Raw genomic sequence first — 15,480 nt, 5'->3', positions numbered from 1 at the left:
AAAAGTATGAAGAAGCTTACTGCAAAGACAGAAATCAGCAAAAAGATATTAGTACCGGTCATCGTGCTGCTGGCGATGGCGTTGGTGGTCATCATTTTCAGTGTCATCGTCAACGAGACCTACGGAGAGCAAGGCGGGCTGGCTGATGCCGGCGATGCCAGTCTGCCATCTTCGCGCACCATCTGCTCCGACGACGAGACGATGCGACTGTGCGCCGTCATCCCCCAAACAGTGTCGCTCTATAAGGATGCTGCTGATCCCACGGTCATCCGCAGCGCAGCCAACATTAAGACGACCGTCACTAACCTGACCGACAGGCCTCAGACTTTCCAGTTCAGCTCTACCTGTACCGGCCCGCAGCCGCGTATGAATGACATCGCCGCCAGCACTATGTGCGGCATGGCGCTGACCGACGATTCCTATGCGCCCAACGAATCGAAAGTTGCCGACATCGCCCTCGATAGGCAGTTCCTGGGAGCCGATGTCCTGAAGCCGAGCGGCAATGTCCTTAGCTTTGAATGGAAAGGGCTGACGGTGTCGCGCCCCGTGAAGGTCACTTCCCGCTAGGCCGCTTCCGGCCTTGGTTCTCGTGCCCCTGTGGCCGCCGTTTGGCCTCCCCCGTTCAAAATGGTATAATCCCTTTGCTGCAGACCCAGCTGATGGGACGTGGCCAAGTGGTAAGGCAACGGGTTTTGGTCCCGTCATACGTAGGTTCGATCCCTACCGTCCCAGCCAAGAAAAATACCAGAACTCATGTTCTGGTATTTTTCTTAGTCTGGGAGCGGTAGGGATCGAACCGGAGGTCGGAACGTCCAGTGGACGTTCCGTTAGCCTTGCTTGGCCGCTGATTTTGCTTGCAAAATCATATGCCGACCCGAGCAGACGAAGGCTGCCCGGCGAGAGGCATAAACGGGTGAGTCGTAGCGCCAGCGAAGACGAACGTAGAGCGAGCAAAATGATACGATCCCTACCCCCCGCCAAGCCAATGCACTACTTCAATGTGATATATAATTAGCATTACCATGCCCCACATCTACCCCCAAACCTACTTCGCCAACACCATCCGCCCCCTCGCCGACGCCCACCTCAACATCACCACCTCCGCCATCCTTTACGGCCTCAGCGTCTACACCGTCTTCCCTGTCCATACCAATGCCGATGGCAAGCTGGTCGCCTTCCGCCTCAAGGAGCACTTTGAGCGCCTGGTCAACTCGGCGCGCATCATCGGCATTGACACCTTCGAGGCCGAATGGGACGAGCCACGGTTTCTGACCGCCGTCAAGGAACTTATCGCCGCCAACGATGTAAAGGACAAAGCCTTCGTCCGCGTCACCATCCACGTCGATGAGATGGTGCCGGGTACCCGCTCGCGCGGTCTGCACACCGTCCTGAGTATGTTCATCTATGAGGCGCTACCCATCGTGCCGCAGGATGGCGCCCGCCTCAAGACCAGTGTCTGGCGCCGCATCCCCGATTACGCCATCCCTTCCCGCGCCAAGGTCAACGGCGCCTACGTCAACTCGGTCCTGGCCAAGCAGGACGCTCTCGACAGCGGCTACGATGACTGCATCTTCCTGGACGCCGCCGGTCATGTCTGCGAACTCAGTGCCGCCAATATCTTCATGGTCAGAAACGGCGTCCTGGTCACGCCGGGTACCACCAGTGACCTGCTGGAAGGTATCAACCGTCGCACCATCCTCGAAATCGCCGAGGCTGAAGGCCTGACCATCCAGGAGCGTGACATCGACCTGACGGAACTGTACATCGCCGATGAGGTCTTTGCCTGCGGCACCTCGGCGTACCTGGCGCCCATCGTGGAAATTGACGCCCGCCGCGTTGGCGACAAGACCGTCGGGCCGGTGACCAGGCGGCTTTCCAAGCGCTACTTTGATGTGCTGCACGGCCGCGATAAAGCTCTCAACCACTACCTGACGGCATTGAATTAAGCCATGGCATACGACGAAGTCCTCGCCGCCCGCATCAGGACCCTGCTCGCCGCCGAACCTGACATTACTGAGAAAAGGATGTTCGGCAGCCAGGCATTCCTGTATCAGGGTCACCTCGTCATCTGCGCCAGCGGTCAGGGCGGTATCATGGTGCGCGTCGACCCGGAGGATACAGTCAAGCTGCTGGCTTCGACCCCGGCCGAAATCATGGTCATGCAAAACCGCCCCCTGAAGGGCTGGCTCCGCGTCAATGCGGACGATGCGCAGGGTGCTGCGTTGGCCGTTTGGGTCCGGCGTGGCCTGGTCTACGCCAAGACGCTTCCGCCAAAGACATAGTCTGAGCACAACCCGATGGTTAAGTAAGTTCCCGTACCGCCTTCTCGTGCGACGCCTTCACTATCTTCTCAAGCACCGCCACATCCACATCCGCGAGCTTATTGATATAAAGACAGCCTTTGCTCGTCGTATGCTTGCCCAACTTTTCAAGCAACGCTTCCTGCCCGTCAAATCCGAACGTGATATACAAAGTAAGATTCTGCTTGCGCGGTGAAAACGCTGACAACGGCCAATCACCTTCCTGCCGGCTCCGCTCGGATTTGTAGTGGTATTGGCCAAAGCCGACGATGGCGCTGCCCCACATCCTGGCTGGCTCGCCGATGATGCGGGTATACATTTCCAGTAGGGTGTGGCCGCCCTGCCGCCGGGTTTCGTTTTCTACTGAATTGATGAAAGCTTCGACGCTGGCGTCATTGACAAGGGTCTTGATGGTACTGCTCATGCCCCTATAGTAACAAAGTGTCGTCTACGACCTGGCCGCCATGTGCCTCATCATCTTGCCGTGCCGTTTGGCGCCCCAGGCTGCCGCCATGCCCAGCTTGAGCGCAACCAAACCGGCCACCACCAATACGCCAAGGATCGCTTTGTTCTTATCGACTACATCAACCATCCTGGCCTTGCCGTCAACCACTTCTATATAGCCGACCGGCGTCGCCATCACCTTCAGGCCCAGGCCCATGCCGGTATCTTTCTCGCTGCCAGCGTCGCCGCCTTTCGGCCGGCCGGCACCGCCGCCCCCTCCGCCCGCCACCTTGACGCTGGCGACGGGGATGATGGTGACGCCATCCGACTCAATCGGGTCGCCAAAGACCGTCTTGACGTTGGCCGTGTCGCGGACCCGTTGCGACACCATGTCGATTATCTGTTGTGCGTCCATATGCTACCCCCTCTCAGTTATCTGATAGTTTTATCGTAGGTCATATGGGGCGGCTGCCGATGTGAGGAATCTTGCACATGTCATCATTTCCGTAAAAAGAAAGGCCGGCACCCCGAACATATCGGGGTGTCGGCGGTCGGCCTCATGTTTCGGGCTGGCACCAGCCTTCACCGGTCCGGCAGGCCACAATGCTGACTGTGATACATAAACATATTATATACATAATGTCAATAAAATTTCTTACACTCTGTGAAATAGGTAACAGCGCAGTCCTTCATTAAATGGTTCAATGATTGTGCAACGTAAAGACCAAGGAGGGATATGCAAAAGATCACAGCATCCGCAATTGAGTCACTGGCAAAACAGCAGGAAACCCCGGTGGTGACGATATACCTGCCGACACACCCCAATTCGTCGCCGGCCGGCATCCAAGAGGACCAGACCCGGTTCAAAAACCTTCTGCGCGAATTTGAGCGCCACTGCAGAGAAGACGGCCAGGCAGGCTTTGGCGAGCAGCTGTGCCAGCGCTTGGCTGGACTGCTTGACACCACCGATATCTGGCAACAGGCCGGCGAAACCATGGCCATCTTTGCCACGCCGGAAAAGATAGAGGTGTACCACCTGCCGATTATCTGCGATGAAAAAGTGGCTGTCGGCGACAGCTTTGACGTCGCGCCGCTCCTTATTTTGAAGGAAATCAACCAGCCCTATTACCTGCTGGCGCTTGCCATGCATGATCCCAAGCTGTTCCGCGGCGACCTGTACGGCCTGGAGCCGGTCGACATCGGCCTGCCTGCCAGTCCCGAAGCCGCGCTCAACATCGATGAGATGTTCAGCAACAGCAATACCATCCGTGGCGTCGCGACTGCTGGCGGCGGCAATGACATGCTAAGCTCGCACGGCCAGGGTGATTCAAACCACGCCGGCCAGGAAGAACGCCTTAAGTACTTCCGCATCATCGACGGCAAACTGATGGATGGCACAAAGATTGACCAAACGCTGCCGATGCTGATCGCTGCTACCGAAAGCGAAGCCAGCGACTTCCGCGCCAACAGCAAGATGAACCAGCTGATGCGGGCCTACCTGCCCGGCAACCACACCAGCGACACCCTGCCCGACCTGCATGCGCTGTCCTGGCGCCTGGTCAAGGAAGAAATCATCGATGCCCGCATGCACGACATGACCGAGCGGCTGCAGGAACTGCGCGGGCTGCGCAAGTCATCCTCAGATATGGCTGACATCAAAGAGGCTGCGGGCACCGGCCGCGTCGACTGCCTGTTGGTCGGCGTCCTTGACGAAACGGCCGATTCCGTCGATGATACATCGCGCCGTGCCCTCATCATCAGAAAGCTTGATGAGAAATATGGCGCCCTGCTGCGCTCCGTCATCGAGCACGGTGGTACGGTCCTGGGCCTCAAGCGGCAGCTGATGCCTGAAGGTGTCCGGGTGGCCGCCATCTACCGCTTTTAGCGGCTACTCGCGGCTCTCGGTGTTGAACATCCACCAGACCCCGAACTTGTCCTTGACTGAAGCGTAGTACCCGCCCCAGAACATCTCCTGCGGTTTGGTCTCAATCTCGCCGCCTTCGGCCAGCGCGGCAAAGAGCCGGTCGACTTCGCCGCGCGTATCCGGCTCGAGGTTGATGTATATATTGTTGCCATGTACGACATTGAAACCCAGGGATTCGGGCGCGTCCGTACCCATCAGCATGTGCCCGCCCAGGATCGGCAACTGGACATTCATGACGAGATTCCTATCCTCTTCACTGAGTTCCGGCTGCCCGTCCGCCGGCGGCACATCGCCCATGCGGCTGATGCCGCCGAGGAATTCTGTACCGAAGACATTCTTATAAAAATTAAACGCTTCTTCGGTGTTGCGCGAAAAATTGAGATACGTGCTCACTCGTGCCATACTGCCCCTCCTATACCCTTTTAACCTTAAAGGTGTGATTTGCGTCACACCATGACACCCACGTCTGGTGTTACTTTTATAGTACTCCTCTGCCGACCCGACTGGTACCCACAGGGCTCACAGACTTATAGAGGAGCTATTTAAATGCAGCAGCACCGCAGCAACATATAAATGAAAACGGAGATTCGCACATGGTGACGAATGTGGACGAAGTGATTATTAACGCCGACATCCAAACAGTCTGGCAGGCTTTGACGACCACCGAGGGGTCGGACGCCTTTTTGAAGGTGTGTACGGTAGAGACGGATTGGCGGCCCGGTTCTGCCATCGTGTATACCGCCACGGTTGAAGATCCGGGTGTCCAGGAGGCGAATAATGAGATGCGCTGGGAAGGCACTATCGCCGCCTTGGAGCCGCACCGCGAATTCAGCTGCACCTATGACCCGCAGAAGACCGGCATGTACAAAGAATCCTACTTTCTCGACCGGCTGGAGGATGGCCGCACGAAGGTCCGGACTGAACGGGAGTGCATCAGCCAGGAAGTGGCCGATGCCTACGCCGAGGCGGGACCGTATACCACGGAGCAGCTCAAACTCTACGCAGAACGGATTGCAGTACGGACCGGAGCCTGATCGGCACTATTGACTTTTTATACTACTTATGCTTCACCGCCCCATCCGCAATGAGAAAGCCTCGCTGCGGGCGGGGCTTTCTCATTTCTGGGCGGTTTTAGACTACAATAGGGGGCATGAGTGCCGACAGTTTCGAACATCTGCAAGAACTGCCCGTCTACGACCGCCGGGAGGATATCCTGGCATCCGTCGATGCTAACCAGGTGACCATCGTCACCGCCGAGACCGGTGCCGGCAAGAGCACCCAGGTGCCGCAGTTCCTGGCGGAACACGGCTACAACAAGATCATCGTTACCCAGCCGCGCATCCTGGCGGCCCGCAATCTGAGTGCCCGGGTGCGTGAGGAATACTCATGGCGCATGGGGCGTGATTGCACGGATCTGGTGGGCTATCGCACCGCCCATGAGCGCGACGACCACCCCGATAACGTCATTATGTACTGCACCGACGGTCTGCAGCTGGTGCGCGAGCTGACCGGCAGCGGGACGAATAACCGGCCGGATCAGCACCAGGTGCTGGTGCTGGACGAGATCCATGAGTGGAACGAGAACATGGAAGTGCTGGTGGCCTGGGCCAAAAAACGCTGCCAGGAGGATCCGCAGTTCAAGGTGGTGCTGATGAGCGCTACTATCGAGACCCAGACTCTTATAGAGTATTTTGATGCTCCGCCGCCCATCAGTGTGGCGGGACGCAGCTTCGCAGTGCATAAGCGTCAGGCTAATGACCTGTTGGCGGAAGTATTCGCCCAGCTGGATGGATCTGTCGGCAATATGCTGGTATTTTTGCCGGGCAAGGCCGAGATAGAGAACGTGGCCGACGCCCTGAAGAGCAAGGCGGCCGCCCGGCGCGTGCCGGTCATTCCGCTGCACAGCCAGCTGGAACCGGCGCAGCAGCAGTTAGCCTTCAAGCATTATCCCAGTGGCAAGATAGTGCTGACGACCAATGTGGCGCAGACCAGCGTTACCATCGATGACATCGATATCGTCATCGATTCCGGCCTGGAGCGCCGCAGCGAGGTGCGCAGCGGCGTGGAGGGCCTGTTCATCGCCCAGATTTCCCAGGCAGACTGTCTGCAGCGTGCCGGACGGGCCGGCCGCACTAAGGAGGGTCAGTATATCCTGGCCCAGCTTGGCGATATGCCTTGTTCCCCGCTGGCGGAGCGGCCGGCATACGGCGTACCCGAAATCATGCGCAAGCACATCGACCGGCTGGTACTACGGCTGGCCAATATCGGCATCGATATCGAGAGCCTCGAATTTTATCATTCGCCCAGCCGCAGCACCATCAAACTGGCCAAGCGGACGCTGGTCAGCCTGGGCGCCCTGACAACGAGTGGCGAAGTTACGGATATCGGACGGGAGATGGAGCAGTTCCCGGTCTCGTCCGGCTATGCCCGGATGTTGGTGGAGGGCGGCCGTTACTCACAGCAGGTGCAGGCGACGCTGGCGGTCATCATTGCTATCCAGGAGGTAGGCGGCATCGTGCGGGGCGGCACCCGCTATACCGGTTGGCGGCGCTTGACGCGCCAGACGCAGTCGGACCTGTTGGCACAGTACGATGTGTACCGGGCGCTGGATACCATCGCTCAGACCGAGCACGAGCAGCTCGGTATCATCACCAAGAACGTCACCAAGGCCGAGGAAGTGCACGAGCGGCTGCACGGTGACCTTGGACTGGGGGCGGTGCAGCCCGGTCCGGTCGGCGACGAGACCGCCACCCAGCTGCTGAAATGCATCGTGGCCGGCCAGCTGCACCAGCTGTGGGCGGTCGAGCCGGGTGGCGAGGCTATCCATATCGGCACCAAGAAACGCCGCGAACTTTCAAACGGCACGGTAGTGCATCACGCCAACCTGATTGCCGGCACGCCCTTTGACCTGCAAGTGACGACGGTCAAAGGGCTGGAGACATTGCATCTGGTCAACGATGTTACTGCGGTCGATCCGGAGTGGCTGCAGGAGCTGGCGCCGGATGTCTTCAAGGTGCAGCCGGGCAAGGTATATTTTGATAGCCGGTATGGCACGCTGGCGGCCCGGCGCAGCGTCAAGTTCAACGGGCGGACCTTCGCAGCTTCCAGTACGCCGCTGCTGGAGCGGTCGCCGCGCAACGAGGAGCTATTCGTAGAACACTATGGTATCTGGCTGCATGAGCAGCTGGAAAAAGACCGCCAGACGCTGCAGATCGTCAACCAGCGCCGTATCCCGACAGTGCCGGTGCGTCAGGTGCAGCAGCGGGTGCGGCAGATCGCCGCCGGTGCCATCTCCCTGCTTGATCTCAACAAGAAGCAGCGCATCGAACTGAGCAAGCTGGCCAAGGTGCAGACCTACCTGCAGGGCGATGACCTGGCACGGCTGACGACCGTGGCGTATGGGCACCACCCCAGGGAACATGGCCGCCGCAAGGGATGGCAGTCGCGGCATAAACGGAAGTTTGAGCGGCGGCGCGGGTACTAATCGCGGTATACTGACTATATGAGTAAGACAGCCGCCCCCAAACTCCGCCGCGTCATATCTACCCCGATGCTGGCGCTCTACGGTGCTGGCAACATCGTCGGGGCTGGCGTTTATGTACTGATTGGCAAGATTGCCGAGCCGGCCGGCTACCTGGCGCCACTGGCGTTTTTAGTGGCGGCGCTGGTGGCCTTCTGCGCGGCGCTCAGCTACGCCGAGCTGGCGTCGCGCTTCCCTGTCAGTGCCGGTATCTCAGTGTATCTTCATGAAGCGTTCCGGCGGCCGCGGCTCTCGACGCTGATCGGTATATTGCTGGTAGTTGCCGGCACGATTTCGACGGCGGCCTTACTGAAGGGCTTTGCAGGATATTTCACCTCGCTGGTGGCGGTGCCGCTTGAGCTGGTCATCGTCGCAGGGGCGCTGGTGCTGCTGGCGATCACGCTGCGCGGCATCAAAGAATCGGTGGGCGTGGCGGCCGCACTGACTGCCATTGAGGTGGGCGGGCTGCTGTTCCTGGCGGGCAGCATCCTGTTGGCACAACCCCAGGCGCTTGGCGTGTTCGGCGGCCAGTTCACGGCTTCGCTCGGCAGTATCGACACGGCGGCGCTGGCTGGCATCGTTGCGGCGTCATTCATTGCCTTCTATGCCTTTTTGGGGTTTGAGGATATGGTCAATGTGGCCGAAGAGGTCAAAGAGCCGGCAAAGGCTTTTCCAAAAGCCATCCTCGGTGCGCTTGGCCTGGTAACGGTGTTGTATCTTGCGGTCACGGTGGCGGCCTTGGGTGTGCTGACGCCGCAGCGGCTTGGCGAAAGCAGCGCACCGCTTGCGGCCGCTTACGAAATGGCCACTGGCGGGGGCGCCGGCATCATCATCGTCATCGGGTTGCTGGCAACGCTCAATGGCATCATCGTCAACCTCGTCATGGGGTCGCGTTTCTTGTACGGCATGGCCAACAAGGGCTGGCTGCCGCCCTGGTTCGCGGCCGTCTCCAGCCGTCACGTGCCGACGCGCGGCCTGGTGCTGGTGGCGGCAGTGGCCTGCGTGGCGGCGCTTTGGTTGCCGATTGACCGCCTGGCGCAGTTGACAAGTCTGTTATTATTGTTTGTGTTCATTGCGGTCAACCTATCGTTGATCGTCATCCGGCGGCGCGACCCGCGCCATGCGCGCCAGCTACGGCTCTCCCCGGCCTTTGTGCCGTGGTTCGGTGCCGTGGCCAGCGTGGCCTTGCTGGCTGGACAGGTCATCGTGACCATTACCTCACTGTAAACGTATGTCTCATTTTACCTCCGCCAAAGCCATCCTGCTTGATGCTGCGGGCAATATCCTGGTATTGCGCCGTAGTTCGACGCATCCCCTCTACGCCTACCATCTGGACCTGCCGGGCGGCCTGGTGGACGAGGGCGAGGACCCGTCCGATGCCGTCGCCCGCGAAGTCTTTGAGGAGACCGGCCTGATCATCGATGCCAGCACGCTCCGCCTTGGCCACGAAGACATCCGTCCGGTCACCAATTGCCATTACCAGACCTATATCGGCCGCCTGCCGGAAAAAGAGCCGGACGTCGCCATCAGTTGGGAGCATGACCAGCACCGCTGGCTGACTCCTCGTGAATTCGTCAATGACGAGCTGCCGGACGGGGTTGATCCACATTATCGGATGGCGGTCGAATTTCTTGCCGCCTACGACCGTGTATAAAGTACTGGCCTAAGTCGGTATCGCCGCTGTAAAATAGACATAATGAATCTTCTTGATTTCGTTATCATCGTGGCCGTCTTCCTGCAGGCGCTGGCCTGGGCCAAAAACGGCTTGATTATGGGCATCTTTTCGCTGGGTGGGTTCTGGCTTGGCATGGTCATCGGCTCATACTTCGGCCCCGACTTTGCCAAACTGCTGACCAAAGATTCCCAGCAGCAGTTCATCTATACGCTGGTCAGCATCTTTGCCCTGGCATTGATCTTGCAGACTGTCGGCCAGTATATCGGTAAGCGCAGCCGGGGTTTTACGACCACCCTGCACTTGGAAAAGACCGACAAGATACTCGGTGCGGCGTTCAGCGGGGCCATGACGCTGGTCATCTTATGGCTGGTGTCTGCCATGGCGGTCAGCCTTCCGCTGACTGAAGTGCGGAAGTATGTCCGTGAATCGGTGATCCTGCAGACCATGAACAAGGTGATGCCACCGGCGCCCGATATCGTCTCCGAGCTGGGCAACCTGCTTGGCCCCAATGGCTTCCCGGAGGTCTTCAGCGGCCTGGCACCGCGTCCGGCCGAACCTGTCAAAGCGCCAAGCAACCAGGAGGTGGTCGACGCCTTCGAGGCCTCCCGCCGCTCCATCGTCATGGTAGAGGGCATGGGCTGCGGCGGCGCTATCATCGGCTCTGGCTTTTTGGCTGCCAAGGACCTGATCATTACCAATGCCCACGTCGTGGCGGGTATCGCCAACCCCTCCGTGGAAGGCGAGGCGGGCCGCGTCAACGTCACGACGCCGGTATACTTCAATCCTGAGCTTGATATCGCCATCCTGCAGGCCAAAGGCTACGATGCCAAGCCGCTCCAGCTGGCCGGCCAGCTTTACCCGCGCGGCGCTACCGGCGCCGTCATCGGCCATCCTGGCGGCGGCCCGCTCGAAGCCGACCCTGCCGGCATTTTGCGCCAGATGACTGCCCGCGGCCGCGATATTTACGGCACCGATGTCGCCGAGCGCCCGGTGTACGAAATCCAGGGCAAAGTCGTCGAAGGTAACTCCGGCGGCCCGCTGGTGGCGCGCGACGGCTCGGTCATGGGCGTCATCTTTGCCCGCTCTACCTTTGAAAGCGGCATCGGTTACGCGGTGACCTCCAAGGAAGTGCTGCCGCTGCTCGAAAAGGTCCGCGCCAATCCTACTCCGGTCAGTACGCAGCAGTGCGCCACGCAGAAGCAGGGGTACGTACCCGCCACGCCCGGTGTGCCGCGCCGCTCATAATGGCCGTGAAACATACGGGTTGCCCCGTTCGTAGAAGCGCCACGGCGTCTCTGTGCCCTGGCTTAATCCGACCCTGACGGTTTGTACTATCGACGCTGGCGGTAAGGGCGGTTGCAATATCAGGCGCATCAGCGGCTGGCGCAGGTCATGGCCGTCCATCGTCCGGTCAATGCCGAGCGCCAGGCAAAGCTTGCCGGGCCCGTTGCTGAGTGCGGCGCCTTTGACGCCCGGGCGTCGTGCAGCCAACAGCGCCACTTTCTCCAGCGGCTCGACCGCCCGGATGAGCACGCCGGCACCAAAGCCGGCCTTTCCTGCCACGATGTTGCAACAGTAATACATACCGTAAATGAGATACACGTAAAGATGGCCCGCCGGACCGAACATGGTCTTGCTGCGCTCGGAGTAGCCTTTAAAGGTGTGGCTGGCTACATCGGTCTGGTCGTAGGCCTCCGCCTCGACGATGCGTACCCGGACGGTACCTTCTGGCAGCTCGCGCTCCAGTACGCAGCCGATCAACCGCGGGGCCACCTGCCATGCGGCACCCTCAAGGACGCTGAAATCCTGCCTGTCATCGTTCATGGTATTAGAAATATCATAGAAGCCATGCCGCCGTCACGCTACAGTTGCAGTACAGGGAGGAGGTACCTATGCCCTACTCACAATTATCAAAACTACCCGATAGCGTCCAAAGCGTACTGCCGCAGCATGCCCAATCCATCTATAAAGAAGCCTTCAACAGCGCATACGACGAATACAAGGATCCGGATGACCGCCGCGGCGATAGCGATCGGGAGGAGACGGCGCACCGCGTCGCCTGGAGCGCCGTCAAGAAAAAGTATCACAAAGGTGATGATGGCAAGTGGCATCCCCATGCCACCGACGACTGACCAGTACTAACGACATAAGGAGCGACGATGGCAAAAGACCAGTTTGCAATGCAGGATCCCACTAAACAATACCCTCAGCTGGACATTCCCGAACAGACCCAGCCTGAGCCCGGCCTCGACAAAGACCTGAAGCCATTGGCTGACCACGGGATCGAAACGTACCGTGGTTGCAACCGCCTCAAGGGCCGTCGCGCCCTGATTACCGGCGGTGATTCCGGCATAGGCCGGGCGGTGGCCATCGCCTACGCCCGTGAAGGCGCCGATGTCGCCATTGTCTACCTGCCAGCCGAGCAGGAGGATGCCGATGTCGTCATTCGTGAAATTGAGGCGACGGGCCAGAAGGCGGTCGCCCTGGCCGGCGATATCAGCGATGAGGATTTTGCCCGCAGCGTCGTGGCGAAGGCTGCCGGGGAACTGGGCGGGCCTATCGATATCCTGGTCAACAATGCCGCCAAGCAGGTGTTTGTCGAAGATCCGGCGCAGCTGAGCTCTGAGCAGTTTGAGCAGACCTTCCGCGTCAACGTCTTTGCGATGTTCTGGATCTCCCAGGCTGCCTTGCAGGATATGCCAGCCGGCGGCGTCATAATCAACACCACGTCAATACAGGCCTACCAGCCGTCTCCGGGCCTGCTGGATTATGCATCGACCAAGGCGGCCATCGTCGCCTTCACCAAGGGCTTGGCCAAGACGGTGGCAGAGCGTGGTATCCGGGTCAATGCAGTCGCCCCCGGACCGATTTGGACGCCGCTGCAACCAAGCTATGGCCAATCCCAGGAGAAGCTGACACAGTTCGGGCAGAACACGCCGTTGGGCCGTGCCGGTCAGCCGGCGGAGCTGGCGCCGACGTACGTCTTTCTTGCCTCGCAGGAGTCGAGCTACATCACCGCGGAAGTCATCGGCGTCACTGGCGGCAACCACACGCCGTAAGCATACTTTCCGCCCATGCGGTATACTTTAAGCTGGATATCCTGCGTGGGACGGGATCGTGACAGCGGTGCACTCCGCATCGCTGCCGTTAGCAATGTATAAAGGAAAGTGACGTCGTTGGTTGACAGCAACCGATGCACTATATAAAATATAGTTACTATGCATAGTATACAAGAGAATTGTGGCGATAGTTTCGCACAGGCCTCGTGCCTGGTCGGCGACAAATGGAGTCTGCAGATCATCCATACGCTTTCGGGTGGCAGCGCCAGCCGTTTCAACGGCCTGCAGGACAAGGTCAGTGGCATCTGCCCCCGGACCCTGTCCGCCCGGCTGGATAAGCTGCAGGACTGCGGCATCATCGATAAGCAGGTCTTCGCCGAAGTGCCGACCCGCGTCGAATACAGCCTGACACCCAAAGGCGAGGCATTATTGCCGGTCATTGAGGCGCTGGAACGTTGGAGCGCCGAGTACGCCGCCGCCTGACGACTTTGCTACGATTCTCCTTGCCACTCACCCTAAAAGGAGACACCACACATGGTAAACATTGCTATTATTCTTGGTTCATCACGCCCTAGCCGCTTCAGCGTCCAGCCGGGCCAATGGATCTACGACCGCGCCCGCGCCCAGTTCGGCGACAAAGCGGACTTCACCCTCGTCGACCTCAAAGAGGTTGACCTGCCCTTCTTTGACGAACCGGTCTCGCCCGCCATGGCACCGTCCGTCAACGAGCATTCGCTTGCCTGGCAGCAGCAGGTCGCCGGCTATGACGGCTTCATCTTCATCGTGGCCGAGTACAACCATTCGTACTCCGCCGTCCTTAAGAATGCCATCGACTTCTCATGGCACGAGTGGGGGTACAAGCCGGCCTCATTTGTCAGCTACGGTTCGGCCGCCGGCGGTGCCCGTGCCGTCGAACACCTGCGCCAGGTGGCTGCGGAAGTCCGCATGTATGACCTGCGCGACCAGCTGCTGTTGCCGCACTATTACGGCAATCTTGACGACAAGGGGCAGTACAAGTTCAGCGAAAGCGACGAGAAATTGGCGGACGCCATCGTGGATGCCAACATCTTCTGGGCCAAGACCATGAAGCCCGCCCGCGAAGCCTTGGCCGCCACGCAGTAAGCACATCAGTGCCTGCTCCTGATACCGCCGGTTCTGCCGGCGGTATTTCGATATGCGGCTTGGTTGACGTGGCAGTTTCCGGCCGCCATAATGAGCGGTATATAAAAGGCAAAACAAGCATGCGCTCCATTCCATCGGTCCGTCGCCGTATCCTCACCCGCCCGCTCAACATTTTTATCGCTGTCGTTATCGTCGGCGCGGTCGCTCTGACCCAGCAGCATATCCGCACCTCTTTTGGTGCGGCCGCGTCGGCCTTCGTCGAAGCGGAAAACGCCGTACTGTCCGGACTGGCGGAAAAACTGGGTGCTGCCGATGTACCTGATGCGTCACAGTCGGGAGCCCTGCGTTTTGGTGCCCTGCCCCCGTCCGGCGGCGGTGATGACGGCGGTGGCGATGATGGCGGCACGCCTGGCGCTCATCCTAATGCCGACCTTTCGGGCGCCACCTCCTGTGCCACGCCGGCCGGACTCGAGCTGCAGGACCAGGACCTCACGGACGAGGATACCCCTTGGCGGCGGACCGGTCCCGAGACCACCTTTTACTTCGAGACTACCGGCGCCATTCCTGAGCACGTCGAATACATCAAGAAGGCCGCTGTCTATTGGAGCCGCAGCGTCTGCATCGACGCGCGGGCCGTGGCAACCTGCCCGGCCAATGCCTACTGCGTGACGGTCAGCTCCGAAAACGCAGGCGGTGGCGACACCGACGGTGAGCACACCGGTACGGAAGAGGGCGAATACCGGGTCGGCAGCCATATCCAGCTCTTTACGGACGTACTGAATCAGGAAGGCGTCAACAGCCGGCTGGTGACCACCGTCCATGAATACGGCCATGCCATCGGTCTTCGCCATCGTGCTACCGAAGGGCTGCTGATGTATCAGGACACTGGCGAGGAAGTCAGCCCCGAACCGGACAAGATCGACTTTGAGAACATTTTGGTGCTCTACGGCAATCAGCAGTACTAGCATTCAAAATAAAAACGCCGCGTCACCCCGCTCCTCCCTTCCGGAAGTGCGGGGTGACGCGGTTTTCGCGCCGCGCCGGGTCAGACCCGTCCGGCCCAGACCTCGCCGAAGTGCAGGGCGGCCAGCTGCTCGGGCTCCAGAATCCGCCGCAGCGGCCCGATCACCAGGCGGCAGGCCTGGACGACCATCGGATCGTTCGGCCCGCTCTGCAGCAGCACGAAGGCCGCCATGCAGTGCACCAGCGGCAGGATCATCTCGCGCCGGTTGGGTTCACTGAAGATCTGGCTGCGCGGGTGCAGCCCCTCGCCCAGACGCCAGAACCAGAAGTCCGATGCCATCAGGACGGTGCGCCGGGCCGCTTCCACTACCGGGGTGTGGTAGAACTCATCCCGCATCACCGTGACCTGGTCGTCGGTCACGGTCAGGAAGGCGGCGATGACGCCTTCGACGATCTCGTGCTGTCGCGACATG

The 15,480-nt window shown here is 59.8% G+C and carries 19 protein-coding genes and 1 tRNA gene; 15 read left to right on the top strand and 5 right to left on the bottom strand.

The features are described from left to right. Positions 1–6: 6 nt before the first annotated feature. The 4 genes from JNJ66_04285 to JNJ66_04270 all read left to right on the top strand — a co-directional run bounded on the left by JNJ66_04285 (position 7) and on the right by JNJ66_04270 (position 2,282). On the top strand, positions 7–567 hold the full coding sequence (locus JNJ66_04285) for a hypothetical protein (protein ID MBL8159650.1): 561 nt from the start codon (positions 7–9) through the stop codon (positions 565–567). A 93-nt stretch (positions 568–660) separates the two neighbouring features. Beyond that, a tRNA-Gln gene (locus JNJ66_04280) sits at positions 661–735 on the top strand. A gap of 287 nt (positions 736–1,022) precedes the next feature. Then, on the top strand, positions 1,023–1,946 hold the full coding sequence (locus JNJ66_04275; GenBank protein ID MBL8159649.1) for an aminotransferase class IV: 924 nt from the start codon (positions 1,023–1,025) through the stop codon (positions 1,944–1,946). Positions 1,947–1,949: 3 nt separating this feature from the next. Continuing rightward, a complete protein-coding gene (locus JNJ66_04270) occupies positions 1,950–2,282 on the top strand; it encodes a TfoX/Sxy family protein (protein MBL8159648.1) in 333 nt (110 codons plus the stop codon). 19 nt (positions 2,283–2,301) lie between these two features. Here the strand turns inward: JNJ66_04270 and JNJ66_04265 are convergent, their stop codons facing one another. Both JNJ66_04265 and JNJ66_04260 read right to left on the bottom strand, forming a co-directional pair. Beyond that, positions 2,302–2,724: a DUF1801 domain-containing protein gene (locus JNJ66_04265; GenBank protein MBL8159647.1), complete on the bottom strand. Its 423-nt coding sequence runs from the start codon at positions 2,722–2,724 to the stop codon at positions 2,302–2,304. A gap of 24 nt (positions 2,725–2,748) precedes the next feature. Further along, positions 2,749–3,159 carry a hypothetical protein gene (locus tag JNJ66_04260; GenBank protein ID MBL8159646.1) on the bottom strand — a complete coding sequence of 137 codons (411 nt, stop codon included), beginning with the start codon at positions 3,157–3,159 and terminating at the stop codon, positions 2,749–2,751. 321 nt (positions 3,160–3,480) lie between these two features. Between JNJ66_04260 and JNJ66_04255 the strand changes: the two genes are divergently transcribed. Next, positions 3,481–4,629: a hypothetical protein gene (locus JNJ66_04255; protein MBL8159645.1), complete on the top strand. Its 1,149-nt coding sequence runs from the start codon at positions 3,481–3,483 to the stop codon at positions 4,627–4,629. 3 nt (positions 4,630–4,632) lie between these two features. Here the strand turns inward: JNJ66_04255 and JNJ66_04250 are convergent, their stop codons facing one another. Continuing rightward, a complete protein-coding gene (locus tag JNJ66_04250; protein ID MBL8159644.1) occupies positions 4,633–5,070 on the bottom strand; it encodes a VOC family protein in 438 nt (145 codons plus the stop codon). 191 nt (positions 5,071–5,261) lie between these two features. Here JNJ66_04250 and JNJ66_04245 point away from each other — a divergent pair, with 191 nt between their 5' ends. The 5 genes from JNJ66_04245 to JNJ66_04225 all read left to right on the top strand — a co-directional run bounded on the left by JNJ66_04245 (position 5,262) and on the right by JNJ66_04225 (position 11,108). Further along, the gene (locus tag JNJ66_04245; GenBank protein ID MBL8159643.1) at positions 5,262–5,702 is read left to right on the top strand and encodes an SRPBCC domain-containing protein; all 441 of its coding nucleotides are present in this window, start codon (positions 5,262–5,264) and stop codon (positions 5,700–5,702) included. 116 nt (positions 5,703–5,818) lie between these two features. Beyond that, positions 5,819–8,152 carry an ATP-dependent RNA helicase gene (locus JNJ66_04240; GenBank protein MBL8159642.1) on the top strand — a complete coding sequence of 778 codons (2,334 nt, stop codon included), beginning with the start codon at positions 5,819–5,821 and terminating at the stop codon, positions 8,150–8,152. Between the two features lie 18 nt (positions 8,153–8,170). Beyond that, the gene (locus JNJ66_04235; GenBank protein MBL8159641.1) at positions 8,171–9,415 is read left to right on the top strand and encodes an amino acid permease; all 1,245 of its coding nucleotides are present in this window, start codon (positions 8,171–8,173) and stop codon (positions 9,413–9,415) included. Between the two features lie 4 nt (positions 9,416–9,419). Beyond that, a complete protein-coding gene (locus JNJ66_04230; GenBank protein MBL8159640.1) occupies positions 9,420–9,842 on the top strand; it encodes an NUDIX hydrolase in 423 nt (140 codons plus the stop codon). 42 nt (positions 9,843–9,884) lie between these two features. Beyond that, a complete protein-coding gene (locus tag JNJ66_04225; protein ID MBL8159639.1) occupies positions 9,885–11,108 on the top strand; it encodes a MarP family serine protease in 1,224 nt (407 codons plus the stop codon). Here JNJ66_04225 and JNJ66_04220 read toward each other — a convergent pair. Continuing rightward, entirely contained in the window at positions 11,103–11,687 is a 585-nt protein-coding gene (locus tag JNJ66_04220; protein ID MBL8159638.1) for a DNA-3-methyladenine glycosylase, read from the bottom strand. The two genes, JNJ66_04225 and JNJ66_04220, sit on opposite strands and share 6 nt — an antisense overlap. Positions 11,688–11,755: 68 nt before the next feature. On the opposite strand from JNJ66_04220, the gene chaB reads away from it, so the two are divergent. The 5 genes from chaB (at position 11,756) to JNJ66_04195 (ending at position 15,009) form a co-directional block, all read left to right on the top strand. Beyond that, complete coding sequence (gene chaB / locus JNJ66_04215) at positions 11,756–11,995, top strand: putative cation transport regulator ChaB (protein ID MBL8159637.1); 240 nt, start codon at positions 11,756–11,758, stop codon at positions 11,993–11,995. Between the two features lie 27 nt (positions 11,996–12,022). Then, positions 12,023–12,922, top strand: a complete 900-nt coding sequence (locus JNJ66_04210) for an SDR family oxidoreductase (protein ID MBL8159636.1) — start codon at positions 12,023–12,025, stop codon at positions 12,920–12,922. A 159-nt stretch (positions 12,923–13,081) separates the two neighbouring features. Next, entirely contained in the window at positions 13,082–13,405 is a 324-nt protein-coding gene (locus JNJ66_04205) for a helix-turn-helix transcriptional regulator (GenBank protein ID MBL8159635.1), read from the top strand. A 51-nt stretch (positions 13,406–13,456) separates the two neighbouring features. After that, complete coding sequence (locus JNJ66_04200; GenBank protein MBL8159634.1) at positions 13,457–14,044, top strand: NAD(P)H-dependent oxidoreductase; 588 nt, start codon at positions 13,457–13,459, stop codon at positions 14,042–14,044. A gap of 119 nt (positions 14,045–14,163) precedes the next feature. Next, positions 14,164–15,009 carry a matrixin family metalloprotease gene (locus tag JNJ66_04195; protein ID MBL8159633.1) on the top strand — a complete coding sequence of 282 codons (846 nt, stop codon included), beginning with the start codon at positions 14,164–14,166 and terminating at the stop codon, positions 15,007–15,009. A gap of 80 nt (positions 15,010–15,089) precedes the next feature. Here JNJ66_04195 and JNJ66_04190 read toward each other — a convergent pair whose 3' ends face one another. Beyond that, complete coding sequence (locus tag JNJ66_04190; protein ID MBL8159632.1) at positions 15,090–15,479, bottom strand: hypothetical protein; 390 nt, start codon at positions 15,477–15,479, stop codon at positions 15,090–15,092. Position 15,480 lies beyond the last annotated feature (1 nt).

This window comes from Candidatus Saccharibacteria bacterium (genome assembly GCA_016789455.1).
Classification (GTDB): Bacteria; Patescibacteriota; Saccharimonadia; order Saccharimonadales; family Saccharimonadaceae; genus CAIJKY01.
The sequence above is the reverse complement of the archived record's forward strand: the minus strand, read 5'-3'. Positions and strand labels throughout refer to the sequence as shown.